Origin of the sequence: Kocuria sp. BT304 (assembly GCF_003290245.1) — a bacterium.
In the GTDB taxonomy this organism is placed as follows: domain Bacteria; phylum Actinomycetota; class Actinomycetes; order Actinomycetales; family Micrococcaceae; genus Kocuria; species Kocuria rhizophila_A.
Genome location: NZ_CP030039.1, coordinates 1187272 through 1212451, shown reverse-complemented (window position 1 = coordinate 1212451; position 25180 = coordinate 1187272). Strand labels below are relative to the sequence as shown.

The following is a 25180-nucleotide window of genomic DNA, read 5'->3' as shown; positions in this document are numbered from 1 at the left end:
GGTACCGGCCGCTCAGATCCTGGGATCGGGGCCGGGGGTGCGTCGCAGTCCGTAGCAGAACACGAGGGCGGACCCCAGCAGGGCCATGGCGGCGGCCACGGGGATCATCGCCGCGGACATGTAGTCCCACCGCACCCCGAGGTACGCGCACACGATCAGCCCCACGGCCGTGGCCGCGCCGGTGGCGATGTTCATGAGGGCCACGAGTCCGAGGTAGCCGCGGGCCATGTCCACCTGGCCCGCGCAGCTGTGGATGCACAGCAGGCACGGGCCGGAGAAGAAGCCGACCGCCATGAGCACCAGGGCGTAGCCGAGCGCGCCGGAGGGCCCGGACAGCAGCATGGAGGTCAGCAGCGCGCCGGTGGCCACGAGCACCCACATGTTGGCCGCCGTGACCCGGTGCCGGAAGCGCACGGCCAGCGTGGAGCCCACCGCTGCCCCGAAACCGAGCAGCGCGTACATGACCCCCATGCTTTCCACGGTGTCCAGGGACACCGAGTACACCGCAAGGCAGCCCTGGGCCGCGCCCAGCAGCGCGTTGAGTGCCGCGATCCCGTAGAGCACCCCGTGGCGCAGCCGGAACGCGGTGCGCCGCTGCGCGCGGGTGGGCCAGTGGTCCTGGCGCCACAGGTGCACGGGCATGTTGGCCTGCGGCTGACGCGCCGAGGGGTGCAGCACGAACAGCAGCATGATGAGCACGGACAGGATCGCCGAGGCCCGCAGCACGGACGAGGGGCCGGCCAGCACCGCCAGCAGTCCCGTGAGCGCGGCGCCGAGCACGGTGGCCAGGGCCTCGTTGACGGATTCGCGCCGCATCGCGGCCCCGAAGGCCCCGGGGCGCTCTTCCCCGGCGAAGACCGACGCCCACCGCAGTCGCGCGGCGAGGCCCATGGGTGCGAGCGACAGGCCGGCCACGAAGAACGGGGCGAACTGGCCCGCGGCGTCCCAGGTGGTGGAGACCGCGCTGACGTCCACGCGGGAGAGCTGCCACATCACGATGCCCTGGATCACGGAGATCGCCGCGAGCGCCCACAGCCGCCACCGGACCGTGGCGAACACGGCCATGCCCAGCCCGCACACGGCCATGCCCAGACACAGGGCCGCGGCCCCGAGCGCCGCGGCCCACGCAGAGGAGGCCGAGACGGCGAGCCACGTGAGCACGCCCAGCGGGGCCATGACCTGCGGAAGGCGCAGCAGCAGCGTGATGGTGCTCAGCTGGAGGTCGCTGCCGATCCGTCCGACGCGGGGAGCCCGGGCTGCGGAGGACGGCGCGCGGTCACGGGTGGTGGAGTTCACGAGCGTCAGCCTACGCGGGAGACCACGGGTCCGCCTCGATGCCGAGGTGGGAGCCCTGGGGGGTCTTAGTCACGACCAGTTGCGTGTCGATCCGCTGCTTCATCTCGCTGACGTGGGACACCACGCCGATCACCCGTCCGTCACGGCGCAGCCCGTCGAGGGTTTCCAGCACCTGCTCCAGGGTCTGCTCGTCCAGGGAGCCGAAACCCTCGTCCACGAACAGCGTGTCGATGTCCCGGCCACCGGCCTCCGCCCGCACCACGTCCGCGAGCGCGAGGGCCAGCGCGAGGGAGGTGAAGAAGGACTCACCCCCGGACAGCGTCTCGGTGCCGCGGCGCACACCGGTCCAGGAGTCGTCGATCTCGAGGCCGAGCCCCGACTTGCCGCCGCCCCGGGTCTGGTCCGTGTGCACCAGGGTGAAGCGGCCGGAGGACATGCGGCTGAGGTGCTCGGAGGCCACGGCGGCCACCTGCTCGAGCTTGGCCGCGAGCACGAACGAGGTCAGGGTCATGCGCAGGGAGTTCTCGGAGGACGTGGCGGTGGCCACGTCCGCGAGACCGCCGAGCGTGGCCGCGCGCTCCCGGATGCCGCGGTGGCGGGTGTCCTGGTCCGGGATCTGGCTCGCGGTGGCGGTGATGTCCTCGACGAGGGCGTGCAGACCCCCGAGCTGCCGGGTGAGCCGGTCACGCAGCATGTCCAGATCGTCGCGCGCGAGGGCCGCGCGGGCCAGGGCGGCGTCGGAGAGTTCCTCGCGTTCCGGCCCGTCGAGGGCCGCGGCGCGGCGCATCTCCTCCGTGGCGAGCTCGGCGTCGAGGGCGGCGGCATCCCGCTCGTGGGCCTCCCACCAGGTCCGGAGCTCCCGGGCCTCCCCCGGTTCCAGCAGTGCGCGGGAGACGTCCGCCGCGCCGTCGAACGGTGAGGCGGACACCGCGCGTTCCAGAGCGTGCGTGCTGAGTCGGGCGTGCTCCCGGGCCTGCTCGTGCGCCCTGTGGGCGCTCTCCCAAGCGTCGAGGTGCTCCAGCAGCTGCTCGGCGTGCTCCAGGAACCGCGGGGCGTCCCTGAAGCCTCGCAGGCTCTGCGCGAGCTGCTCGCGCTCACGGTCGCAGTGCTGCGCCGCCGCGTCCACCCGGATCCGTGCGCTGGCGGCCTCGGCACTCGTGCTCGCAGCACGTTCCTCCACCTCGGCGAGCGTCTCGCGCCCCGAGGCGACCGCGCGGGCGGTGCGCTCCGCCCGCTCGAGCCGCGCGACGAGCTCGGTCTCCTCCTCGGCGGCCCGCCGTGCGCGTTCCACCACGGCGTCGAGATCCTCCTCCGCCCCGCGTCCCAGGGCCTCGGCGGCGGCGTGCTGGGCCCGCTGCCACGTGGCGTGGGAGGCATCCGCGGTGTCCTGTGCGGCGTCCCGTGCGGCCCGGGCACGCTCCAGGTCCGCCACCGTGACCTCGTCACCCGGAGTCGCGGTGGCCGGTTCGGGGTGGCACGTGGAACCGCACACCGGGCACGGTGCCCCCGGTGCCAGCTCCTCGGCCAGCGCCGAGGCCGCGTGCTCGAAGCGCAGCGCCTCCAGCCGCTCCACGTGACGGGCGGCCTCCCGGCGGGCGGTCTCGTCCCGCTCGTAGTCCCGGCCCCGCTGCTCCGCCGTGGCCCTGGCGTGCTCGTAGTCCCGGCTCGCCTCCACCGCGGCCCGTGCACTGCGGGCCCGCTCTCGCACGAGGGCTTCGTCCCTGGTGTCCGAGCGCAGCTGCTCCAGGTCGTGCTCCCGTTCGGCGAGGGCCACGCGTTCGCCCTCCATCCGCTCCCGCAGCTGCTGCTCCGCCCCCTCCAGCTGCTGCAGGTGCCGGGTCTCGCGCTCCATGTCGGCCCGGTCCCGCTCCAGGGCCCCGGCCCGTTCGACGGCCCGGCGGGCCGCCTCCCGCGCGGCCACGGCGGCATCGCGCAACGACGCCGAGAACGTCCTCGCCGCCAGCTGCTCGTCCAGCAGCGGGGCGTGCTCCGCCAGCACCTGGCGGCCGGAGCGCCCCGGCGGGCTCTGCGGGGCGAGTTCGGTGCGGAGATCGCTGACGCGCTGCGCCGCCTCCGTCTCCTCCCGGGTGGCCGTGCGAGAGGCCTGGACGACGTCCTGGAGCTGGTGCGCGGCGTCGTGCTCCTGCAGCGTGCGGGCGGCGTCCTGCGCGCGCTCGTGCTCCTCGGACAGTTTTTCGCGCCGTCGGGTGAGGCTGTCGAAGTGGTCCAGCCGTTCCCGCGCGGCCTCGAGCCCGGCGGCCCTGCGCTGGGCCACCGTGAACTCCTCGGCGGCCCGCTGACGAGCGCGGTCCACCGCGTCCAGGAGCGCACCACCGGCCCCGGCGAGGTCCGCCCACCGGGCGGTGACGTCGCGGGCATCCTCCGGACCGCGGCCGTCGTCCTCACTGCCCGTGGCGCTCGGGGTCTCCCCCGTGGGGTCCGTCCACTGCGCGGGCCCGTCCGATGGCCCGGTCTCGTCCACCGCCTGTTCCCGCGGCGCCCACGACGCCGCCGGGGTCCCCTCGACCTCGTCCCGGGCTCGAGCGGGCAGCTCCTCCACGGCCGCGAGCAGCCTGGCGCGGAAGCGTTCCAGCAGCTCCTCGGTGCGCTGCGCCTCGGCGTCCGCGTCCCGCAGCTGCTGCTTGGCGTGATCCGCCCGGGCCTTGAGCTCGTCCTGGATCCCGGCGTACACATCGGTGCCGAACAGGGTTTCCAGCAGCTCCTCCCGTTCCTTGGACCCGGCCTGCAGGAAACGGGCGAAACGACCCTGGGGCAGCATCATGACCTGGGTGAACTGCTCGCGGGCCAGCCCGATCGCGTGGTGGATCTGCTGCCCCACGTCGTCCGGCCGGTAGCCACGCTCCACCCACTGGCCCTCGACCGACTCGCGCAGCAGCACGGTGGCGTGGCGTTCGGTCCATCCCGAGGCGGCGCGCGAGGAGGGCTCTCGCCACGCCGGCGTGCGGCTCACGTGCCAGCGGCGACCCCCGGCCGAGAACTCGACGTCCACCCGTGGCCCGGTGTGGGGGTCGGCGTGGTCGCTGTGCTGGGCCTTGCGTCCGCCCTTGGCCGCCGCGGTGGGTCCCGCTCCGTAGAGCGCGAAGCAGATCGCGTCCAGCACGCTGGTCTTGCCGGACCCCGTCTCCCCGTTGAGCAGGAACACCCCGGCGCGGTTGAGACGCTCGAAGTCCACGACCTCGTGGCCGGCGAACGGCCCGAACGCCGTGATCTCCATCCGGTGCAGTCTCATCGCCCGGCTCCCTTCTCGCACACGGCCGCCACCGCGTCGTCCAGCTCGGCGCCCTCGGACGGCGAGAGCGACCGGCCCCGGACGTGGTCGTAGAACCGGGCGCACAGCTCCCCCGGGCTGGCGACACCGGCGACTCGTGCGCTGTAGCCCAGCGGGGTGGCGGCCCGGCCCCCCTCCGGTTCCCAGCGCAGCTCCACGGTGTGGGGGAACCGGGTGCGGACCCGTTCCATGGCCGCGGCGGGGCGTTCGGCGTCCGTGAGCACCACCTGGCACCAGGCGTCCTGGGCACGGGTGTGCTCCGGCTCCGTCAGCAGCGCGTCGAGCTGTCCCCTGAGCCGGGCCAGGCGCATCCCGGACGCGTGGTCAAGGGGCGTCACCCCGTGCACGCCGTCGGACCGCACGTCCACGAGCCACGCACCCTTGGAGTGCTCCGCCTCCGAGAACGAGTAGGCCACGGGCGATCCGCTGTAGCGCACGGTCTCGGTGACGCGCTGCCGTCGGTGCAGGTGGCCCAGGGCGGTGTAGTCGTGCTCCGCGAAGATCTCCGCGGACGCCGTGCCCAGTCCGCCCGAGTCGACCACCCGCTCCGAGTCGGTGGGCTCGGCGCCCGTGACGAAGGCGTGGGCCATCGCCACGGTGGGGACCCCGGGACGGTTGCGGGCGTCGTCGTCGATCCGCGCCGTCACCGCACCCAGGACACCCTGGTGGGTGGGTGCACAGTCCAGGAGGGGCGCGGCGGCGCGCGGTTCGAGGTAGGGGATGCCGTAGACGGCCACCGTGGCGTCCTCCGCGGCGGCGACGGGGGAACCGGCGGAGGGCTCTCCCGCCGGCACTGCGCCCCGGGACACCGTGAGCCGACCGTCGCGCTGCGTGAACAGCACCGGCCGCCATGCGTCCTCAAGTGTGGTCAGCAGGTGGACGCCGCCATGGGACATGATCTGCGACCCGAAGCCGAGACGGGCCGGGGAGTCGTGGTTGCCGCTCGTGAGGACCACCTGGGCCCCGGCCTCACGGATCTCACCCAGTGTGCGGTTGAGCAGCTCCACCACCTCCGTGCGGGGCTGGGCACGGTCGTAGACGTCCCCGGAGACGAGCACCACCGAGACGTCGTACTCACGGACCCACGCGACGATCTCCGTCATGGCCCGAGCCTGGACGTCCAGGATGTCGACCCCGTGGAACGTGCGTCCCAGGTGCCAGTCGGAGGTGTGCAGCATCAGCATGGGCTCACCGTAACGGGGCCCTCGGACATCCACGAGCGGATCGGCACCCGGTGCAGATCGGACACCGGGCCGTGAGGGCAACGCCCCCCAAGTCCATGATTATGCATCGTTTCCAGGGCGCGGACGCCTGAAACATGATGAATTCTCCGCGGTGGTTGCGCCGTCGGCACCCCGCTGACCTGGCGTCATGCATGTGCATGTTCTCCGTCGTCCACAATTGCGCGAATGCGCCCCCTGCGGCGAGCGTTCCCGCTCTATGCTCTGGGAAATGTCCGGTGCATCACACCGGGTCCGCGACGCAGGGAGTTCACGGCACATGCAGCACGCACGGTCCGCACGAGTGGGGGCACGCGCCCTGGTAGTCGCCGGAGTCGCGGCACTCACGCTGAGTGGCTGCGGGGGTGGCCCCGCGGCGGACGGCTCCGTCTCCCCCCAGCCCACCGCGTCCAGCGCTTCCTCGCACGACGACGCCGCCTCGCCCAGCACCCCACCCGCCTCTGCCAGCGCCTCCACCACGGGATCGTCGTCCCCGCTGCCCGAGGACTGGCGCCCCCAGGAGCCCACCGTTCTCGCGACGGGCCAGAAGGTCCCGGACGACTACGAACCCGCCACCCTGGAGCATCCCGCCCGCAACGTGCCGAAACCGGTGATGCCCAAGGAGGCCGCGCAGGAGACAGAGGCCGGCGCGCAGGCGTTCCTGAACTACCGGGCGGATGCGCAGTGGTACGCAATGCAGACCGGGGATACCGCCCCCGTGCGCGAGGTGACAGCTACAGAGTGCGCGAATTGCACAGAACAATTTGATGATATAGATGAGCTCTATGAGAGCGGCGGCTGGGCTGTTGGGGGCTGGGAAGCCGTCAAGATCCCCGAGGGGAGCTTTCAAAAGCGAGCAGATGGAGGCTACAACTTGCCGGTATCTGTTGACAGCATGGGTTCGATGACCGTGGTTAATAAAGCCATTTCAGTGCGGCAAGAGCCCTTTAAGCGAACCGACCTCATCGATATCTATGTAGATTTCCGAGATGGCAAATGGACTCATGTCACTGCTTCACCAAGGGGATCATTGTGACCACCTCCCCCGATGATCGCAGGCACTCTCAGTTACTACTCATCGTAAGCGTGATTCTATTTATCTCAATCGCACTCCCTGGATTTTTTACTTCGAGAATGGCATTCGCATCCCAGGAATACCTAACTGGCGGCAGTGGATTAATTGGAGACTTCAACGGCGTTGAGCATAGAGCTAAGGGGCAGGGCGCGGATATCGCACTTAGCTTGAGAATTAAACTCTACGCTGGCACTACACCGAAAGGAACGCACCAAGCGGGCAATGGCTCCGGTGCTATCGGTGCCGCATGGGACCCCGATACCGACCCGGCGTTCCAGAAGGCCCTCAGGGATCGCCTGATGTCGAATGACGACTCCATCTTCTTCAACGCCCGCCTCATGGATACGGCCAAGAACCGGACCACGTACGGCCTGCAGGACCCGTGCACGGGTGAGAAGGGCGCCGCCCTGCGCGGGTGCCGCTCCCAGCAGGAGTGCACAGACGATTCCGGTGCGGCCGGCGTGAACATGGACATCGTGGTGGGCGGGGCCTCGGACGGTCAGCGATCGGCACGCGGCACGCAGATGTGCGTGTCCAACGCGCAGGCGGACGGCGCCGGGGAGGACGGCTTCGTGCCCCTGCCCGTCTTCACCATCCAGGACTTCCAGCGGCTGGCGGTGGCGCCCGCGGAGAGCCACGTGCAACCCGCACCCGACACCCTCAAGAACATGAACACCAACGTGTACGCGGTGGCCCAGCCCCAGACGTTCACCACCACCCTGGGCGGGTACCCCGTGTCCGTGCGCGCCTACCCCGTGCAGTACACCTGGAACTACGGCGACGGGGCCACCCTGGGCCCCACTCCGCTGACGGGCGCTCCCCTGGCCGACGGTCAGTGGGACGTTCCCACCGACACCTCGCACGTGTACCGCTCCACCGGTGACTTCTCCGTGGTGCTGACCACCTCGTTCTACGGCGAGTACGACATCGCCGACACCGGGTGGCAGCCGGTCATGGGCTACAACCAGGTCACCTCGCCCCCCGTGGGACTGAGCGTGTGGCGGGCCACCGTGCACAACGTGGCGGACGACTGCAGGATCAACCCCTCGGGCGTGGGCTGCCCGGGCTCGACCCGCTGACCCGTGCCGTCCCCGGCCGTGCCGTCTCTAGCCGTGGCTACCCCCGGCCCGCGGGCTTCCTAGACTGGGCCCATGACACGTGAGCACTCAACCGAACTGCTGGACCGAGACCACGGGCTGGACGCGGCGTCGGACTCCTATCCGGGGTCGGTGCGCGGCGTGGTCCTGGCCCCCTGGGTGGCCTCCGGTGGTCCGGGGCCCGACCAGTCCACCCAGCTGGCCGCCCGCACGGTCAGCGCACTGAACGAGGTGGCCCGCTGGGCCGCGGACGGGCAGAACGCCGATCCCACCGCGTGTGCGTGGTTGGCGTACCTGCGCTGGGCGGTCGAGAACGGCGCGCGGCTGCCAGAGGATGCACCCCACCCACCGTCCGACGGCTTCGACCGGGAGCACCCCACTCTCGCCGCGCCGGGTGAGCACGGCGGGGACACGTTCGATGCGCTGACCACCGGTGCTCTGGGCGAGGTCATGCGGCCCGTGCTGCCGCTCGCCGCCAGCCCCGAGCTCCTGGCCCGCACCGCCCCCTACGGTGTGCTGCCGGGCATCGGCTGGAAGCCTCTCGTGGCCCTCGCGGTCGATTCCGCGGCCATCACCCACGGCAGCCCGGAGGCCCAGACCGCCGCGGTGGGCATGGCGCTGGCGGTCCACGCCGCGGTCCGCGCCCGTGCGTCGGGGGCGGAACTGCGTGAGGTGGTGGCCGAGACCGCCCGCGTGTGCGGCCTGCTCACCCGCCCCGCCCCGCACACCCTGGACCTGCTGCACGCGTGCACAAACCCCGGGTCGCGCCGCGCACTGCTGGACCCCGCAGAACCGGCCCCCGCACCGGAGCACGCCGCGTCCACCGCCCTCGTGCGCGGACTGGCCGCCCTGCTCGAAGCGGCCGCTGGCACGGACGCCACGGCGCAGCACTCCGGGGACGACGTCGCCCGGTGCGCCTCCGACATGCTGCCCGGGCACGACACGGTCCAGGCAGCCGCGCGGGCCGTGACCACCACCGTGGCGGCCGCGCGCTGGGGACTCGACGGTCCTGGGGAGTCCGCGCAGGCCCCGGTGGCATTTACAACCCGCTCCGAGCTCCTCACGCTGGCCAAGACCTGGCTCTCACTCTGGCGGCCGTGACCCGCACGGGAGCACGCACCGCTGAGGTGCGGCCGCGGCAGCCCCTGCGCTGCGCGTGGTTCCGGATCAGATCGGGCGCGTCACAGCAGCGCCCGTTGGAGGCGCACACCGTAGTGGGCGGCGAGATCCGGCATCGTGTCCGCCCCGCTGCGCCGGGCGAGGTCCAGGACGATGCCCGCGCACGCCAGCGCGTCGCTGAGGGCGTTGTGGTGGTCCTCGACCTCCGCGCCCGCCGCCCGGGAGGCCGAGGGCAGGGCATAGGAGCGCAGCGTGTACGCCGCGCGCGCGAGGCGCAGCGTGCAGGCGTAGTCCCACGGCCTCGGGTCCCGACCGCACGCGCGGTTGGCGGCCTTGACCACGCCGGTGTCGAACACAGCGTTGTGCGCGACGAGCACGGCGTCGGGGTCCTCTGGCGTGATGTTCTCGCACATCCAGTCCCACAGCCTGTCGAACGTGGGTGCGTGCGTGACCTCGGCGGGCCGGATGCCGTGGATCCGGACGTTGCCGGGTTCGAAGGCGTCGTGGTCGGCCGGCGGCCGGATGAGGGAGTACCTGGTGTCGACCACCTGCCCGTCCCGCACCCGCACCACGCCCAGGGCGCACGCGGAGGCGAGGCTGCGGTTGGCGGTCTCGAAGTCGATGGCGGTGAAGCTGACAGGCACGTGTCCACCCTAGGGACGGGGTCCGACACGGGCACCGGGCCTCACGCGACGGCGACCGCCCGGGTCTCGTACCACGCGTCCGCCTTCTCCACGGCCTGGCGGACCTGCGCGGTGTCGAGCTCGTGGTGCAGCGCGTACGCCACGGCCTGCAGCGGGAAGATCCTGGCGTGCAGCCGGGCGCGCTCGAAGCACTCCTCGTCGGTGGCCGCACGCACGCTGGGCCAGCCGAACCACAGACCCAGGGACGCGACGTCGTAGGCGGGATCGCTCAGGCACGCGTGGTCCCAGTCGATCACCCCGACCAGGTGATCCCCCTGCCACAGCATGTTGGAGCCCATCAGGTCACCGTGCACGAGCCGCGGCGTCACGTTCTCCAGCGCCACGAGGTCCTGGATGGCGTGCAGGGCGCGGTCCCGGTTGCGGGGCAGCAGCCGGGGCAGCACCTGCTCCAGCAGCACGTGGCGCCGCCGGTGCCCGCCCCAGTGCTGACCGGGGCGGTCCAGCCATGGCTCGGCCGCTGATGCGTCCGCGTGGCGGATCTGCTCGAGCACCCGGTGCAGCTGCGCGGGGTCCACGGGGCCGGGATCCCGGGGTGCCCCGGGGATCCACGTCATGCCCACCGCGGTGTAGCGCCCGTCCTGGATCACGGGAGTCAGGGGGCGGGGCACCGCGAAGTCGAACTCCGGCAGGCGGGACAGTGCGCGTGTGCGGCGCCTGACGTTCTCCCCCGACATGGGGTTCTTGGCAATCCGCACGCTCATCATGTGCCCGGCGTTGACCACGATGTGCGCGGACCCGCCCGCGTGCAGCTCCCACTCCGAGCGCTCCACGCTGACACCGGCCTCCGCCAGGACCGCTTCCACGGCTCGGGCGAACGGGAGGTATCCGCAGGCGAACGTCATGGGTCAGACCTCGGACTCCGGTTGGAGCGGGGCGCCCGCGTGGCCGCTGCCGGACGCGTGCAGCAGGTCGAGCAGCAGCGGCAGGGCCGCTGCCATGGCCCGGGCCCGGTGGCTGATCCGGTTCTTGTGTTCGGCGTCCAGCTGCGCGAGGCTGCGCCCGTTCTCCCCCTCCGGGGCGAAGACGGGGTCGTAGCCGAAGCCGTTCTCCCCCGCCGGGGCGGTAAGGATGTGGCCGGGCAGCTCGCCCGTGACCACGTGCTCGGTGCCGTCCGGGGCCGCGAGCGCCGCGGCGCACACGAAGCGCGCGGACCGGTGCTCGGGCGCCACGTCGCCGAGCTGGGCGAGCAGCAGGGCCAGGTTGGCGGCGTCGTCGCCGTGGCGACCGGACCAGCGCGCGGAGAAGATCCCCGGGGAGCCGCCCATCACGTCCACGGCGAGCCCGGAGTCGTCGGCGAGCGCCACCAGACCGGTCGCGGCCGCCGCGGCGCGGGCCTTGAGCAGCGCGTTCTCGGCGAAGGTCACCCCAGTCTCGACGACGTCGCCCAGGCCGGCCGCGCCCGCGTCCACCACCGCGGCGGGATCGGTGATGCCGGCCGCCGCGAGCATGGCCCGCAGCTCGCGGACCTTGCCCTGGTTGTGCGTGGCGAGCACCACCCGCGCGCCGGGCGTGTCACCGGCCACGGGTGCTCTCCAGGGTCTCCCGCTGGATCTGCGCGAGCTGGGAGCAACCCGCGACCGCGAGGTCGAGCAGCGCGTCGAGCTCGTCACGGCGGAACGGGGCGCCCTCCGCGGTGCCCTGGACCTCCACGAAGTCGCCCGAGCCCGTGACCACCACGTTCATGTCGGTCTCGGCGCGGACGTCCTCCACGTACGGCAGGTCCAGCATGGGGACACCGTCGATGATGCCCACGGAGACGGCCGCCACGGAGTCGGTCAGGGGGTTCACGCGGCGCTTGAGCACGCCGTTGTCGTGGGCCCAGTTGATGGCCTCGGCAAGCGCCACGTAGGCGCCGGTGATGGAGGCGGTGCGGGTGCCGCCGTCGGCCTGCAGGACGTCGCAGTCGAGCACCACGGTGTTCTCGCCGAGGGCCTCGAGGTCGATGATGGAGCGCAGCGAGCGCCCGATCAGCCGGGAGATCTCGTGGGTGCGCCCGCCGATCTTGCCCTTGACGGACTCGCGGGCGGAGCGGGTGGACGTGGCGCGCGGGAGCATCGCGTACTCCGCGGTGACCCAGCCGCGCCCCTCGCCCTTGAGCCAGCGGGGCACGCCCTCCGTGAGCGAGGCGGTGCACAGCACGCGGGTGCCTCCGAACTCGATCAGCGCGGAGCCCTCCGCCTGCTCGGACCAGCCGCGGGTGATCGTGATGGGCCGCAGCTCCGCGACGGAGCGTCCATCGGCCCGCACCACGGCGGGTGATGCGGTGCCGCCCTCGCCCGTGGGGTTCGCGGTGGATCGTGCCGGATCGGTAGGCGAAGTCATGGGTGCCAGACTAGTCCGCGGTTCCGGCCCGTGCCAACGCATCGAACGAACGATCGGTCGGCCCGGCGACGTCGTAGCTCCTGCCGGGCAGGGCCACGGACACGGACCCCGCGAACACCTCGGCGGCCTCCCCCGCCGTGACCTCGGGGTCGTTCCACACGGGCAGGTGGGTCAGCAGCAGGCGCCGCACGTGTGCCGCGGTGGCGGCCTCCCCCGCGCGTCGGCCGGTGAGGTGGATCCCGCGCAGGTGGTCCTCCCGGCCCTCCTCGTAGGCCGCCTCGCACAGGAACACGTCCGCGTCCCGGGCCGCGGCCACCAGCTCGTCGCACGAGTCGGTGTCCCCGGAGTACGTGAGCACCTCGGTGCCGTGCGGCCCGTGGTACTCCACGCGCAGCGCGAACGGCTCGGGGCAGGGATGGTTCACCGGGAACGCGGCGACCGTGAAGGGGCCCACCGTCACGGGCCGGCCCGGCTGCCACACGTGGAAGTCGAACTCCGTGGCCATCGAGTGCTCGGGGGGCAGCATGTGCAGCTGGTTGAGATAGGTGTGCGTCGCGGAGGGCCCGTAGAGGGGTATGGTCCCGGCGTTCCAGCCTCGGGGATCCCACTTGACCGCCACGTGGAGTCCTCCCACGTCCACGCAGTGGTCCGGGTGCAGGTGGGAGAGCATGATCGCGTCGATCGCGTGCAGGTCGATGTAGCGCTGCAGCGTGCCCAGGGCTCCGTTGCCCATGTCCAGCACGATCCGCCACGTGCGCCCCTCCGCGTCCTGGCCCGACACCAGGTAGCAGGACGCCGGGGAGTTCGGGCCCGGGAAGCTGCCCGAGTTGCCGACCACGGTGAGGATCATGGGATCGCGCCTTTCTGCTGCCGGCTCAGCGCTGAGCCGGGTGGATCGTCGAGAGGGAGCCGGTGGGGTACTGCTCGGCCACGGAGGAGGTGTGGCGCACGCGCAGCACCTCCGGTCCCAGGAAGCGCTGGGCCAGGACCTCGAAGCTCGCCGGGTCCCCCGTGGCGAGGAACTCGTGGTGGGGCGCCAGGGACGGGTCCCGCTCGAGGCCGTTGTCCAGCAGGCTGCGGTAGACGTCGCGGGCGGTCTCCTCGGCGGAGGAGACCAGGTTCACGCTCTCGCCCATCACGTAGGAGATCACGGCCGTGAGCAGCGGGTAGTGGGTGCAGCCGAGCACCAGGGTGTCCACCTGGGCGTCCTTGAGGGGCTGCAGATACTCCTGGGCGGTGCTCAGCAGCTCGGGCCCGGAGGTCACACCCCGTTCCACGTACTCCACGAAGGCGGGGCACGCCACGGACGTGATCTCCAGCTGCGGGGCCGCCGCGAAGGTGTCGTCGTAGGCCCGAGAGCCGATGGTGGCCTCGGTGCCGATCACCCCCACGCGTCCGGAGCGCGTGGTGGCCACGGCGCGTCGCACGGCGGGCTGGATCACCTCGGTCACGGGGATGCTGTACCCGCGCGTGTAGCGCTCACGGGCGTCCCGAAGCACCGCCGCCGAGGCCGTGTTGCACGCGATCACCAGCAGCTTGACGCCGGAGTCCACGAGGTCGTCCATGATCCGCAGCGCGTTCGAGCGCACCTGCGCGATGGGCAGGGGGCCGTAGGGTCCGTTCGCGGTGTCCCCCACGTAGAGGATCTCCTCGTTGGGCAGCTGGTCGATGATAGACCGGGCCACCGTGAGCCCGCCCACACCCGAGTCGAACACGCCGATGGGCGAGTTGGGATTCGGTCCGGGGCGACGTTCGGGCTCAGCCTGCATAACGGAAAACTGTAGTGCGTCCCGGCGCCACCCGCCCACATGAGACGAACTGTGCCGGTGCGTACGGCTCACGCGCCGGGCAGGGTCTTCAGCAGCGCGTTCATCAGGGACTCCTGCAGCCAGGACACGAAGTTGTACACCACGCCCATGTACTGCTCCACGGACTCGGCCCGCCCGAAGTCCGTGAGCTCGCCCACCCGTTCGGCGTCCTCGGTGGAGTCGATGCCCAGCCGCGCGGCAAGCACCAGGCGGACGTCGTTGAGCGAGCGCGCGAAGTCCTGCGCCTGCTCGGTGCTCAGCACGACGGGCTCGGCCTCGAGCGCGAGGGACGAGGCCCGCAGCGCCGCCATCTTGCGTTCGCGCAGCGAGCGGTCGGTGAGCCGGCGGAACTCGGCGGCCTGCTCCGGGTCCGACGACGCCGCGGGCAGCAGCCTGCGCAGCGCCGGGTCCTGCGGCTCGGGGACGTCCTCGTCCCACCCGACGAGCGCTTCCAGGGGGTCCTCCGTCTGCCGGGGCTCGGGCTCGAGGGTCTCCCCCACGTCCGCGAACAGCTTCTGCAGCAGCCGCACCTCGGGTGCCTCGAAGCGGCCCACGATGCCCTTGCGCGTGCGCTTGAAACCGTGCGCCATCAGTTCTCCCCCGCCTTCTCGTACGTGGCCCACAGTCCGTACCCGTGCAGCGAGCTCACGTGGGCCTCGGCTTCCTCCAGGGAGCCGGTGAACACGATCGAGCGGCCGCTGTGGTGGACCTCGAGCATAAGGGTGCGGGCCTTGGCGTCCGAGTAGCCGAAGTGCGCCCGGAACACGTAGACCACGTAGCTCATGAGGTTCACGGGGTCGTCCCAGACCACCACGTTCCACGGGACGTTCATGGCGGTGGCCGCCTGGTCCTCGCGGGCCACCGTGGGGGACTCCGCAGGGGCCGCGCTCACCAGGACGCCGGGCGCGAGGACGGGGGCCGGAGCAGCAGAAGTGGACATCGCACCCATGGTAGCCGTGGGTCGCGCGGATGTGCTCACCGTGAACGGCGCACTAGGCTGGCAGCGTGAACGAGCACTCCTCCTGGCACCCACAGCCCACGTCCCTGTTGACGGACCACTACGAGCTCACGATGCTGCAGGCCGCGCTGCGCGCGGGCACGGCGTCCCGGCGCAGCGTGTTCGAGGTCTTCTCCCGCCGCCTGCCGCACGGCCGCCGCTACGGGGTCCTCGCCGGGGTGGGGCGCGTCCTGGAGGGCCTGGAGCAGTTCCGCTTCACGGACGAGCAGCTGCGCTTCCTGCGTGACACCCGCGTGGTGGACGCCGCCACGGTGGCGTACCTGGAGAACTTCCGCTTCACGGGCCAGATCCGCGGCTACGCGGAGGGCGAGACCTACTTCCCGCACTCCCCGCTGCTGAGCGTCGAGTCCTCCTTCGCCGAGGCGTGCGTGCTGGAGACCTACATCCTCTCCGTGCTCAACTTCGACTCCGCCGTGGCCTCCGCCGCCTCGCGCATGGTGGGTGCCGCGGGTGACCGGCCGTGCATCGAGATGGGGTCGCGCCGTGCCCACGAGCAGGCGGCGGTCGCGGCCGCCCGTGCCGCCGTGGTCGCGGGCTTCGAGTCCACCTCCAACCTGGAGGCGGGCTTCCGCTACGGCGTGCGGACCGTGGGCACGGCCGCCCACTCCTTCACGCTGCTGCACGACTCCGAGGAGCAGGCCTTCCGCGCGCAGCTCGACGCCCTGGGCGTGTCCACCACGCTGCTGGTGGACACGTACGACGTCGAACGGGCCGTCCGTCTGGCCGTCGAGATCGCGGGCCCGGACCTGGGCGGCGTGCGCCTGGACTCGGGCGACCTGGTGACCCAGGCGGCCTCCGTGCGCGCTCTGCTGGACAAGCTCGGCAACCCCAACACCCGCATCACGGTCACGAGCGACCTGGACGAGTACGCGATCGCCGCGCTGCGCGCCGCCCCCGTGGACTCCTACGGCGTGGGCACCCGCCTGGTCACGGGATCGGGGGCGCCCACCTCCTCGATGGTCTACAAGCTCGTCTCGCGCGAGGGCGTCTCCGGCACCATGGAACCCGTGGCGAAGGCCTCCTCCGGGAAGGCGTCGGTGGGCGGCGAGAAGCACGCGCTGCGGCGTCGCAATCCGCAGGGCGTGGCCACGCACGAGATCGTGGGCGTGTCCCACACGCCCCAGGACGACGGCGACGACCGCCCCCTGCTCGTGGACTACGTCACCGGCGGGGAGCTGCGCGAGGGCTTCACGGGCCCGGCCGGCGTGCGCAGGGCGCGCGAGCGCCATGCGGCCTCCGTGGCCGAGCTGCCCCGCGCCGCCCGTCGGCTCTCCGAGGGCGAGCCCGTGATCCCCACCGTGATCGAACCCGGAACCGCACACTGAGCAGGGAGGACACCGTGCGCACTGCACTGCTGATCGTGGACGTCCAGAACGACTTCTGTGAGGGCGGCAGCCTGGCCGTCGCCGGGGGCGCCGCGGTGGCCGCGGGGATCTCCGAGTACCTCGAGGACCACCACGCGGACTACGCCGCGGTCGCGGCCACGCAGGACTGGCACGTGGACCCGGGAGAGCACTTCAGCGACACCCCGGACTGGGTCACGAGCTGGCCCGTCCACTGCGTGGCGGACACCCCGGGCGCGGAGACCCACCCGGACCTCGACACCGAGCACGTCACCGAGTTCTTCCGCAAGGGCGCGTACGACGCCGCCTACTCGGGTTTCGAGGGATTGTCCGCCCCGGACGTGGACGTCCCCATGGGAGAGCCCGAGGAGGCCGCGGACGAGGACCGCGTGAGCCTCGACGACTGGCTCCGCGAGCGCGACGTCGAGGCCGTGGACGTGGTGGGGCTCGCCCTGGACCACTGCGTGCTGGCCACCGCACGCGACGCGGTGGACGCCGGCTACGAGACCCGGCTGCTGCTGCCTCTCACGGCACCCGTGTCCGAGGAGGGCGGCGAGCGCGCCGTCGCGGAGCTGGAGGACGTGGGCGTGGAGGTCCTCACCGACCTGCCCTGACGTCTCCCCCGCCGGGCGCGGCCCCGTGGGCTGCAGCTCGGTGTGGGAGGGGAGCCGGCCCGGTTCGGGAGGCGGTCCCGGGCGCATCCGCGCGAGGCGGTGCGGGGCCGGGCGCCCCACAGTACGGCGCGCGGGGCGTCGGGGACCCGGCCGAGCGGCGTCGCGCCCCTGGCGCTACTTGCGGCCGATGAACCAGCGCTGCAGCATCGCGAGACGCGCGTTGAGCTGCTCCTCCGAGGCCTGCGCGACGGGCGGACCGCCGCACTTGGTGCGCAGCTCGTTGTGGATCACGCCGTGCGGTGTGCCCGTGCGCGCGGACCACGCCGAGACGTTCTTGGACAGCTGGGCCCGCAGGTCCTTGAGCCGCCGGTGGTCCGGGACCGGGGGCTGCTCGGGGGCCGTGCCGCCGCCCTGCCGCTGGGCCGAGCGCGACTGGCGCTCCCGCAGCAGCTCGGAGACCTGCTCGGGATCCAGCAGGCCGGGGATCCCGAGGTACTCGGCCTCCTCCTCCGAGCCCACGGCCGCGCCGCCGCCGAACGCGCCGCCGTCGAAGAGCACACCGTGAAAGGACGCGTCCGAGTCCAGGGCCTGGAAGTTGCCCTGCGCGAGCGCGGACGAGGCACGCTCCTCACGGTTGGCCTCCTCCAGCAGGTCGTCGTCCCAGCCGGTCTCCATGGGCTGGTCGAAGTCCACGACGTCGGGCACGCTCTTGGGCTTGTCCAGCGCGTGGTCCCGCTCCTCCTCCATGGAGTTGGCGAGCGCCATGAGCACGGGCACCGACGGCAGGAACACCGACGCGGTCTCCCCGCGCTTGCGGGCGCGCACGAAGCGGCCCACGGCCTGGGCGAAGAACAGCGGCGTGGACGTGGACGTCGCGTAGACCCCCACCGCGAGGCGGGGCACGTCCACCCCCTCGGAGACCATGCGCACGGCCACCATCCAGCGCTTGTCCGACTCCGAGAACTGGTCAATCTTGTTCGAGGCGGCCTTGTCGTCGGAGAGCACCACGGTGGGCCGCTCCCCCGTGAGCGCGTGCAGCTGCTCGGCGTAGGCCTTGGCGTCCTGGTGGTCGGTCGCGATCACGAGCGCCCCCGCATCCGGCACGGTGCGGCGCACCTGGGTCAGGCGCTGGTCCGCGGCGCGCAGAACGGACGGGATCCACTGGCCCTGCGGGTCCAGGGCCGTGCGCCACGCGTGGGACGTGATGTCCTTGGTGAAGCCCTCCCCCAGCTGCGCGGCCATCTCCTCACCCGCCGAGGTCCGCCACCGCATCTGCCCCGAGTAGGCCATGAAGATCACGGGGCGCACCACGTGGTCCTGCAGCGCGTTGCCGTAGCCGTACGTGTAGTCGGCCGTGGAGCGGCGGATGCCGTCCCCGTCCTCCTCGTAGCGCACGAACGGAATGGGCGAGGTGTCCGAGCGGAAGGGCGTACCCGTGAGCGCGAGCCGACGGGTGGCCGGCTCGAAGGCCTCGCGCAGCCCGTCACCCCAGGACAGCGCGTCACCCGCGTGGTGGATCTCGTCCATGATCACCAGCGTGCGTCCGGCCTCGGTCCGGGCCCGGTGCAGCAGCGGCTTGTTCGCCACCTGTGCGTACGTCACCGCCGCACCCATGTAGCCCCGCCCGTGCTGGCCGTCCGCGTTCTTGAAGTTGGGGTCGATGGCGAGCCCCACGCGAGCGGCGGCGTCCGCCCACTGCCGTTTCAGGTGCTCGGTGGGGGTCACCACGGTCACGCGCTGGACCACACCGGCGTCGTGCAGCTTCTTGGCCACGGTGAGCGCGAAGGTGGTCTTGCCGGCGCCGGGGGTCGCCACGGCCATGAAGTCCCGCGGCTGCGCCTGCTCGTAGCGCTGGATGGCCTCCGCCTGCCAGGCACGCAGCTTGGGGGCAGTGCCCCACGCCGCTCGATCCGGGTACGCCGGAGGCAGGTCGGCCGCCGCCCCGAACAGGGACATCTGGTCGTTCTCAGACACGTGGTGCTCGTCCTCTCCGCGCGCTGTGGCGCGCGTTTCCACCGTTTCTCCAGAGTTCTTGCGGACGACGCCGCCCGGTCGGGTCCGCGGGCAGGGGTTGCCCCGCGCCCGTTCCGCACTTCCCCGGTCCTGTCGCCCGTCCTCGGCACCCCTCGCCCGACGACGCCGCCGCGGCGCAGTTCCCGGGGATCGCTCGGGTGGTGCCGACGTCCGAAGCCGGTGTCGACTTCCCGTGCCGGCACGCGCACCGCGGCCGGGTCAGGCGCGAGGTGCCGATCACCGGCGTCGGAGAACGGGCCCGTGCCGTCGCGCGGTGCAGTCCGCAGCGCCGTCGCCCGGCACGGCAACGGCGCCCGCTGCGCGGGCGCCGCCGGTGTCCCGCGGGGCGGGACGGGGGTGCTGCGGTGGTGCTGTCAGTTCTCGGGCTGGTCCTTGCCGGGGCGCAGACCCTGGTAGATCTCCTTGCACTCCGGGCACACCGGGAAGCGCTGGGGATCGCGACCGGGGGTCCACACCTTGCCGCACAGGGCGATCACGGGTTCGCCGGACAGCGCCGACTCCATGATCTTCTCCTTGCGGACGTAGTGGGCGAACCGCTCGTGGTCACCGGGTTCCGCGAACTGCTGGGTCTCTTCCCGCTCGATCGTGGCGGTTCCCCCCACGGTCTCCGTGCCTGACTCGGTGCTGTTCAGCACCCGGGAGGACCGCGAGAAGGGGCCCCCGACGTGCTGGGCTTCGGTGGTGTCCATGTCCACCACTGTACCCCGTGGGCCCCTTCCCCGATCCCGGCTCAGCGGTAGCCTGCGACCTCCTGCAGCATCTCCGGACCGCGGGCGTCCAACCACTTTCCGCCCAGGTGCACACCGATCCACAGCAGCGCCGCGCCCTCCGCGAGGGCCACCGCCACGGCGATCCAGCCCCACAGCGCGGCACCCGAGCCGAGGAACACGAACAGCGCGACGATCGAGGGCAGCGCGAGCACCACGATGAGCCCCATGGTGACGAACTGCACCACGAGGTTCAGCAGCGTGAAGCCCTGCGGAGTCTTCAGCGGCGAGGCCCCCGGCGGCGGCGTGGGGTACGTGTAGCGCGCGGAGACCACCGAGACCAGCCCCGCCCCGCACAGCAGCAGCGCGAGGCAGACACCGAGCATCGCCGGCAGCGCGTCCCAGCGCTGCACCCGGGCCAGCCACAGCGCGGTGGCGATCAGCAGCAGTGGCGTGGTCACGATCAGCATGGCCACCACGCGTCCCAGGCGGTCGGCCCACCCGGGCACCGGGGCCAGCAGGTGCAGGCTGAACGCGGTGTTGTCGTAGGAGATGTCCGCCGATATCGAGTAGGACATCAGCAGGGCGACCAGAGGGGGCAGCAGCCACATGGCGGTTCCCCCCTCACCGCTCATGAACCAGAGCGCCGCGCCCATGGCCGGAACCGTGAGCAGGGACGCCGAGTACCGGGGGTCCCTGAGCCAGTAGGTCAGACACCGCGCCGCGACCGCGCCCCACGGAGCGGACGGGAAGCGGCCGAGCAGACCGATGCCCACCGCGGACCTGCCCGTGGCGCGCGCGGCTCCCCCGGCGGCGTCGCCCAGTGCCCGGTCCAGCGCGAACTGCGCCGCGACCACGAGCGCCACGAGGGTGGCCAGCACGATGAGGAGGCGGAGCAGGGCGGCGCCCCAGTGCCCCTGTGCCACGTCACCCGGGACGGCCCAGACCGCACCGAGCGGCGTCCAGGACAGCACCGCGGCCCAGCCGGGCAGCCTGTCCCACACGCGCTCCACGCCGGTGGCCACCGACGTGATGATCGGGGCCAGCAGCACGACGAGGAGCAGGCTGAGCACCGAGACGATCTCGGTGGAACGCCGTCCCTTGGCCAGCCGAGCCGCCAGCGCGGCGGCGCAGCGCGCCCCCGTGAACGCCAGCAGCGCCGCCAGGACCGCGCACAGCGCGGCGGCGACCACGGCGGGCAGGGAGGAACGCCAGCAGAACAGCCACCCGACCAGCGCGATGACCGTGAGGATCCCGGGAATCCCGATGACCGCGCCGACCACCTGACCGGCCAGCACCCCCGGGGTGCTCAGCGGGAACAGGCCCAGCCGGGCGGGGTCCAGCGTGGCATCAGCCTTGGAGGTGAGCACGGGCACCACCCACCAGCCCAGCAGCACGGTGGTGCCACCCAGGACGGACGCCGCGGTCACCACCTCCAGTGGCTCGGACCCCAGGAAGAACATCCCACCCAGCAGCATGGCCAGGATGGACAGGGCGTAGAGCCCTCCCAGGACGGTACCCACCAGGATCCACGTGCTGCGGGTCAGCGTGTTGACGAGGATGTGCCACTTCAGCCCCGCGAGCCGCCGCGCCTCCTCGAGCACGCGCAAGCGGTGTCTCACGCGCTCCTGCCCGGACGACGCGGGGCGCACGGAGGCGGGGACGGCGGCGTCGGGCACGGGTTCCTGCCGCTCGGGCGCCAACGGCCGGTCGGCCGCCCCACCGGGCACAGCCGTGCCGTGGGCCGCCGCGGGAGCGCGGGTCCCGGGGTCGATGCCGCCCGGCACGGCAGCCGTGCCGTCACGGCCGTGCGCCGACGGCTCCGGCAGCGCACCGCCGGGGGTCTGGTTCACTCCGGTCGAAGCCACTGCAGCCCCTCCCCCGCCTCGGTGCGGCCGCCCACGAAGGACACGAAACGGTCCTCCAAGGACATGCCGTCGCAGACCTGCGCCATGGTCCCCTGGGCGAGCACACGCCCCTGGTCCATCACGGCCACGTGGTCGCACATGCGCTGCACCAGGTCCATCACGTGGCTGGAGACCACCACGGTGCCGCCGGACTGCGTGTACTGGTGCAGCAGGGAGCGGATGTTGGCGGCGGAGACCGGGTCCACGGACTCGAACGGCTCGTCCAGCACCAGCAGGCTGGGCGCGTGGATCATGGCCGCGGCCAGGGCGATCTTCTTGGTCATGCCGGCGGAGTAGTCCTGCACCTGGCGCCCGGCGGCGTCCTGCAGGTCCATCGCGGTGATCAGGTCCTCGGTGCGTTCCTTGACGAGCTGGCGGTCCATGCCGCGCAGCAGACCCGAGTAGGCCACGAGCTGGCGGCCCGTGAGCCGGTCGAAGAGGTGGGCTCCGTCCGGGAGCACGCCCATGCGGCGCTTGGCCGTGACGGGGTCACGCCACACGTCCGCGAGCTCGTCCCGGCTGCCGCCTCCCACGAGCACCTGCCCGGAGGTGGGGCGCAGCAGGCCGGTGGCCATGGACAGCGTGGTGGTCTTGCCCGCACCGTTGCGCCCCACCAGGCCGTAGAACGAGCCGCGCGGCACGGTGAGGTCCACGCGGTCGGCCGCGGGCCGGGACCCGTGCCCGTAAATCTTGGTGAGCTCCCGCAGCACGAGTGCCGCGGCACCCGGGGCCGCTGCCCCGCTCCCGGGGACCCCGGCAGCCGGGCGCGGTGTGGTGTCCGGCCCCGCGGCGTCGTGGTCCTGAGGTGACCACGGCGCGGGCGCCGTGCCGTCTCGTGGGACCTGGGTCTCGGCCGGGGGCACGGCGTCCGCAGCGGGCTCGCGGCGCGGCGTCGTGGGTCCGTTCGGTGGGATGCTCATGGCCCCACGCTAACCGGCGCGCACGGGCGCCGCGCCATGTTGCGCCACGCTCGGGGCCGAGCCGCCGGCCGGGACGCGGCCCGGATCAGAACAGCGCGCGCATGAGCTGCGAGCGCGCCGCGACCACGCGGGGATCGTCGGCGCCCACCACGTCGAAGAGGTCCACCAGGCGGGCCCGGGCGGCGTCCTTGTCCTCCCCGGCCGTGGTGCGCACCACGGTGAGCAGCCGCCGGAAGGCGTCCTCCACGTGACCGCCCGAGAGGTCCAGGTCCGCGACGTCGAGCGCGGCCGCGACATCGGAGGGGTTCGACGCCGCGGCCTCGCGCACCGCAGTGGCGTCCATGGCGCTGACGCGCTGCAGCAGATGCACCTGGGCGAGGGCGAGCTTGGCGTCGTGGTCCCCCGGGTTCTCGGCCAAGGCCCTGTTGTAGCTGGCCTCCGCGCCGTCCAGGTCACCGGCCTCGAGCTTCTCCAGCGCCTCCTGGTGCAGCGGCGGCAGGGGCGCCGGCTCGGCCTGGGAGGTGGGTTCCGCGGTGCCGGTCACCCCGTTCTGCTGCGCGAGCGCCACGAGCTCCGTGAGCAGCTCCCGCACCTGCTGCTCGGGCACCGTGGAGTTGACCAGCGGCACCACGCGCCCACCCAGCAGGGCGACCATGGTGGGCACGGTCTGGGCCTGGAAGGCCTGCGCGATCTGGGGTTCGGCGGAGACGTCCACCGTGCCCAGCAGCAGCTTGCCCGCGAACTCGTCCACCACCGCGGCCACGGTGTCCGCGAACTGCTCGGACTCGGGACTCTGCGGCGCGTGCAGCACCACCACCACGGGGTAGGACGCGGACGCCTCGGCGTACTGCTGGAAGGTGGCGGTGCTCAGCGCCACGCGGTAGCTGCCGGCACCCGCCCCGGAGCCCGACGCCGCGGCGTCGCCCCCGGTGCCCCCGGCCGGGGCGGTCGCGGCGCCCAGGTCCACGGCACCGCGCACGGACGCGGGAACGCTCGGCTCGGCGTCCGTCCGGCCCGAGCCGGGAGCCCCGGTCGGGGAGCCCGCACCGGGACCGGCGGACGTCGGGCGGTGCTGCGGGGAACGGGGGAACTCGCTCATGTGTACCTCCTGTGGCCCCACCCGGGCACCGGTGTGGGGCGTCGTGGGCTGGCTGCCGGGCGCTGACGCCCGGGCATTCGTGCTGCTGCCATTATGGGCACCACGCCGTGGGGATCCTCCACCCGGCAGGCGTTGTACGCTTCCGGCGTGAGCACCAGCCCCGGTTCCCAGCACAAGCAGCCCGCGCGCTTCCGCCCCTCCCGCCAGAAGTTCGAGGTTCCGCCCGAACCGCGTGAGGACGGGACCGGGCAGCCGCGCGCCCCGTGGGACCACCCGGTCCCCGCGAAGGCCCACCCGGTGCAGACCGGGTTCCTGCTGACCGTGGGCGTGGGTTTCGCACTGCTCGGCTACTACGTGCTGACCAACGTGGGCGGGCTCGTGGGGTGGATCGTGACCGCGGCGTTCATTTCGCTGGGCCTCGATCCCCTCGTGCGCTGGCTCGAGTCCAAGGGCATGCCCCGCGCCCTGGCCGCGGCCGCGGTGATCCTCGCCCTGGCCCTGGCCCTGACCACCTTCATCCTGGTGGTGGTGCCGCGGATGGTGGAGCAGGCCCAGCAGTTCGCGGCCCGGGTCCCCGAGTTCGTGGACAGTTTCATGCACTCCGACCTCTACCACGCGCTCAACGACCGCTTCGACATCGCCGCCTCGGTGCAAAAGGGCGCCAGCGGCCTGCAGGAGAGGCTCGCCTCCGACGAGAACTTCCTGGGCGGGATGTTCGGCTCCGTGGTGAACGTGGGCGGGGTGGTGCTCAACGGCGTCACGGGGACGCTGATCGTGATGGCCCTGACGCTGTACTTCCTCTTCTCGTGGCCCACCATCAAGGCGTGGTGCTACCGCCTGGCCCCGGCCAGCAAGCGCGCCCGGGTCACCCACCTCGGGGACAGGATGATCAACGGCGTGGGCAACTACGTGATGGGCCAAGCCTGCGTGGCGCTGCTCAACGCCACGGTGGCCTTCATCCTCATGAGCATCACCGGAGTCCCCTACGCCTCCCTCCTGGTGCTCTTCGTGGCCCTGCTCGCGTTCATCCCCCTGGTGGGCGGGGTGATCGCGGGGGTCTTCGTGAGCCTCGTGGCCACCCTCGGCGGGTGGAACACGGTGGTGCCCTACGCCCTGGGCTACTTCGCCTACCTGCAGGTGGAGGCCTATGTGATCTCCCCGCGGATCATGTCCAGGGCCGTGGCCGTGCCCGGCGCCGTGGCCATCGTGGCCGTGGCGGCCGGCGGCGCGCTCTGGGGCGTCCTGGGTGCGCTGATCGCCATCCCCACCGCCGCCGCGGGGCTGCTCCTGGTCCGGGAGGTCTTCGTCCCCCGCCAGGACGCCCGCTGACGCCGGCCCACGACGACGCCGCCGCGCCCGGTCCCGCGCCCCGCAGCCGCACCTGTCCCGCGAGCGGGCGAGACCGTGAGTGCTGCACGGGCGCGCGTCTCACGCGGGCGGGGTGAGCCGGTGCCCACGGTACGGGTGTGCACACCGGTGTACACCGCGGCGCCGGGCGATCGGGTGCCTCCCGTTCGGCAGCACGCCGCGGTGGGTGCGCCACGTACCGTCCCGGTGGGCACGCCGGCGCACACCGCGGTGGCGGGTGATGGGGTGCCTCCCATCCGG

Annotated in this window: 22 protein-coding genes; 6 read left to right on the top strand and 16 right to left on the bottom strand. The window is 72.5% G+C overall.

Going from position 1 to position 25180, the window contains the following annotated elements:
* Positions 1-12: 12 nt before the first annotated feature.
* The 3 genes from DNL27_RS05500 to DNL27_RS05490 are packed head-to-tail and all read right to left on the bottom strand — an operon-like array spanning position 13 to position 5769.
* Positions 13-1296, bottom strand: coding sequence for a hypothetical protein (locus tag DNL27_RS05500; RefSeq protein ID WP_058954359.1), 1284 nt, complete (start codon positions 1294-1296; stop codon positions 13-15).
* A gap of 10 nt (positions 1297-1306) precedes the next feature.
* A complete protein-coding gene (locus tag DNL27_RS05495) occupies positions 1307-4546 on the bottom strand; it encodes an AAA family ATPase (RefSeq protein ID WP_112234935.1) in 3240 nt (1079 codons plus the stop codon).
* Positions 4543-5769, bottom strand: a complete 1227-nt coding sequence (locus tag DNL27_RS05490; protein ID WP_112234934.1) for an exonuclease SbcCD subunit D — start codon at positions 5767-5769, stop codon at positions 4543-4545. Before DNL27_RS05490 ends, DNL27_RS05495 begins: the two co-directional genes overlap by 4 nt.
* Before the next feature lie 649 nt (positions 5770-6418).
* Here DNL27_RS05490 and DNL27_RS12130 point away from each other — a divergent pair.
* The 3 genes from DNL27_RS12130 (at position 6419) to DNL27_RS05480 (ending at position 9078) form a co-directional block, all read left to right on the top strand.
* The gene (locus DNL27_RS12130) at positions 6419-6841 is read left to right on the top strand and encodes a DUF6318 family protein (protein ID WP_162627101.1); all 423 of its coding nucleotides are present in this window, start codon (positions 6419-6421) and stop codon (positions 6839-6841) included.
* 338 nt (positions 6842-7179) lie between these two features.
* Positions 7180-7959, top strand: a complete 780-nt coding sequence (locus DNL27_RS05485) for a hypothetical protein (RefSeq protein ID WP_112234933.1) — start codon at positions 7180-7182, stop codon at positions 7957-7959.
* A 72-nt stretch (positions 7960-8031) separates the two neighbouring features.
* Positions 8032-9078: an ADP-ribosylglycohydrolase family protein gene (locus DNL27_RS05480; protein ID WP_112234932.1), complete on the top strand. Its 1047-nt coding sequence runs from the start codon at positions 8032-8034 to the stop codon at positions 9076-9078.
* An 80-nt stretch (positions 9079-9158) separates the two neighbouring features.
* Here DNL27_RS05480 and DNL27_RS05475 read toward each other — a convergent pair whose 3' ends face one another.
* The 8 genes from DNL27_RS05475 to clpS form a co-directional block, all read right to left on the bottom strand.
* Positions 9159-9740: a 3'-5' exonuclease gene (locus tag DNL27_RS05475; protein WP_112234931.1), complete on the bottom strand. Its 582-nt coding sequence runs from the start codon at positions 9738-9740 to the stop codon at positions 9159-9161.
* A gap of 41 nt (positions 9741-9781) precedes the next feature.
* A complete protein-coding gene (locus DNL27_RS05470) occupies positions 9782-10642 on the bottom strand; it encodes a phosphotransferase family protein (protein WP_012398072.1) in 861 nt (286 codons plus the stop codon).
* Between the two features lie 3 nt (positions 10643-10645).
* Positions 10646-11323, bottom strand: a complete 678-nt coding sequence (gene rdgB, locus DNL27_RS05465) for an RdgB/HAM1 family non-canonical purine NTP pyrophosphatase (protein ID WP_112234930.1) — start codon at positions 11321-11323, stop codon at positions 10646-10648.
* Positions 11313-12122 carry a ribonuclease PH gene (gene rph / locus DNL27_RS05460; protein ID WP_050738040.1) on the bottom strand — a complete coding sequence of 270 codons (810 nt, stop codon included), beginning with the start codon at positions 12120-12122 and terminating at the stop codon, positions 11313-11315. Before rph ends, rdgB begins: the two co-directional genes overlap by 11 nt.
* Before the next feature lie 10 nt (positions 12123-12132).
* Positions 12133-12972, bottom strand: coding sequence for an MBL fold metallo-hydrolase (locus DNL27_RS05455; protein WP_112234929.1), 840 nt, complete (start codon positions 12970-12972; stop codon positions 12133-12135).
* A gap of 25 nt (positions 12973-12997) precedes the next feature.
* Positions 12998-13891, bottom strand: a complete 894-nt coding sequence (gene murI / locus DNL27_RS05450; protein WP_112234928.1) for a glutamate racemase — start codon at positions 13889-13891, stop codon at positions 12998-13000.
* A gap of 68 nt (positions 13892-13959) precedes the next feature.
* Positions 13960-14520: a DUF2017 domain-containing protein gene (locus DNL27_RS05445; protein WP_012398067.1), complete on the bottom strand. Its 561-nt coding sequence runs from the start codon at positions 14518-14520 to the stop codon at positions 13960-13962.
* Positions 14520-14870 carry an ATP-dependent Clp protease adapter ClpS gene (gene clpS / locus DNL27_RS05440; protein WP_012398066.1) on the bottom strand — a complete coding sequence of 117 codons (351 nt, stop codon included), beginning with the start codon at positions 14868-14870 and terminating at the stop codon, positions 14520-14522. Before clpS ends, DNL27_RS05445 begins: the two co-directional genes overlap by 1 nt.
* A 65-nt stretch (positions 14871-14935) precedes the next feature.
* Here clpS and DNL27_RS05435 point away from each other — a divergent pair, with 65 nt between their 5' ends.
* Both DNL27_RS05435 and DNL27_RS05430 read left to right on the top strand, forming a co-directional pair.
* The gene (locus DNL27_RS05435; protein ID WP_012398065.1) at positions 14936-16273 is read left to right on the top strand and encodes a nicotinate phosphoribosyltransferase; all 1338 of its coding nucleotides are present in this window, start codon (positions 14936-14938) and stop codon (positions 16271-16273) included.
* Positions 16274-16287: 14 nt separating this feature from the next.
* On the top strand, positions 16288-16905 hold the full coding sequence (locus DNL27_RS05430) for an isochorismatase family protein (protein WP_012398064.1): 618 nt from the start codon (positions 16288-16290) through the stop codon (positions 16903-16905).
* Positions 16906-17079: 174 nt separating this feature from the next.
* On the opposite strand, the gene DNL27_RS05425 is transcribed toward DNL27_RS05430, so the two are convergent.
* From DNL27_RS05425 to DNL27_RS05405, 5 genes are all read right to left on the bottom strand, one after another.
* The gene (locus DNL27_RS05425) at positions 17080-18861 is read right to left on the bottom strand and encodes a DEAD/DEAH box helicase (RefSeq protein ID WP_041297556.1); all 1782 of its coding nucleotides are present in this window, start codon (positions 18859-18861) and stop codon (positions 17080-17082) included.
* Positions 18862-19292: 431 nt separating this feature from the next.
* The gene (locus DNL27_RS05420) at positions 19293-19637 is read right to left on the bottom strand and encodes a DUF3039 domain-containing protein (protein WP_186320804.1); all 345 of its coding nucleotides are present in this window, start codon (positions 19635-19637) and stop codon (positions 19293-19295) included.
* A 32-nt stretch (positions 19638-19669) separates the two neighbouring features.
* On the bottom strand, positions 19670-21514 hold the full coding sequence (locus tag DNL27_RS05415; protein WP_239494465.1) for a hypothetical protein: 1845 nt from the start codon (positions 21512-21514) through the stop codon (positions 19670-19672).
* Positions 21496-22473, bottom strand: coding sequence for an ABC transporter ATP-binding protein (locus DNL27_RS05410; protein ID WP_112234927.1), 978 nt, complete (start codon positions 22471-22473; stop codon positions 21496-21498). Before DNL27_RS05410 ends, DNL27_RS05415 begins: the two co-directional genes overlap by 19 nt.
* An 85-nt stretch (positions 22474-22558) precedes the next feature.
* Positions 22559-23572, bottom strand: coding sequence for a tetratricopeptide repeat protein (locus tag DNL27_RS05405; RefSeq protein WP_112234926.1), 1014 nt, complete (start codon positions 23570-23572; stop codon positions 22559-22561).
* A gap of 147 nt (positions 23573-23719) precedes the next feature.
* Here DNL27_RS05405 and DNL27_RS05400 point away from each other — a divergent pair, with 147 nt between their 5' ends.
* Positions 23720-24901, top strand: a complete 1182-nt coding sequence (locus DNL27_RS05400) for an AI-2E family transporter (RefSeq protein WP_112235766.1) — start codon at positions 23720-23722, stop codon at positions 24899-24901.
* The last annotated feature ends 279 nt before the right edge of the window (positions 24902-25180 follow it).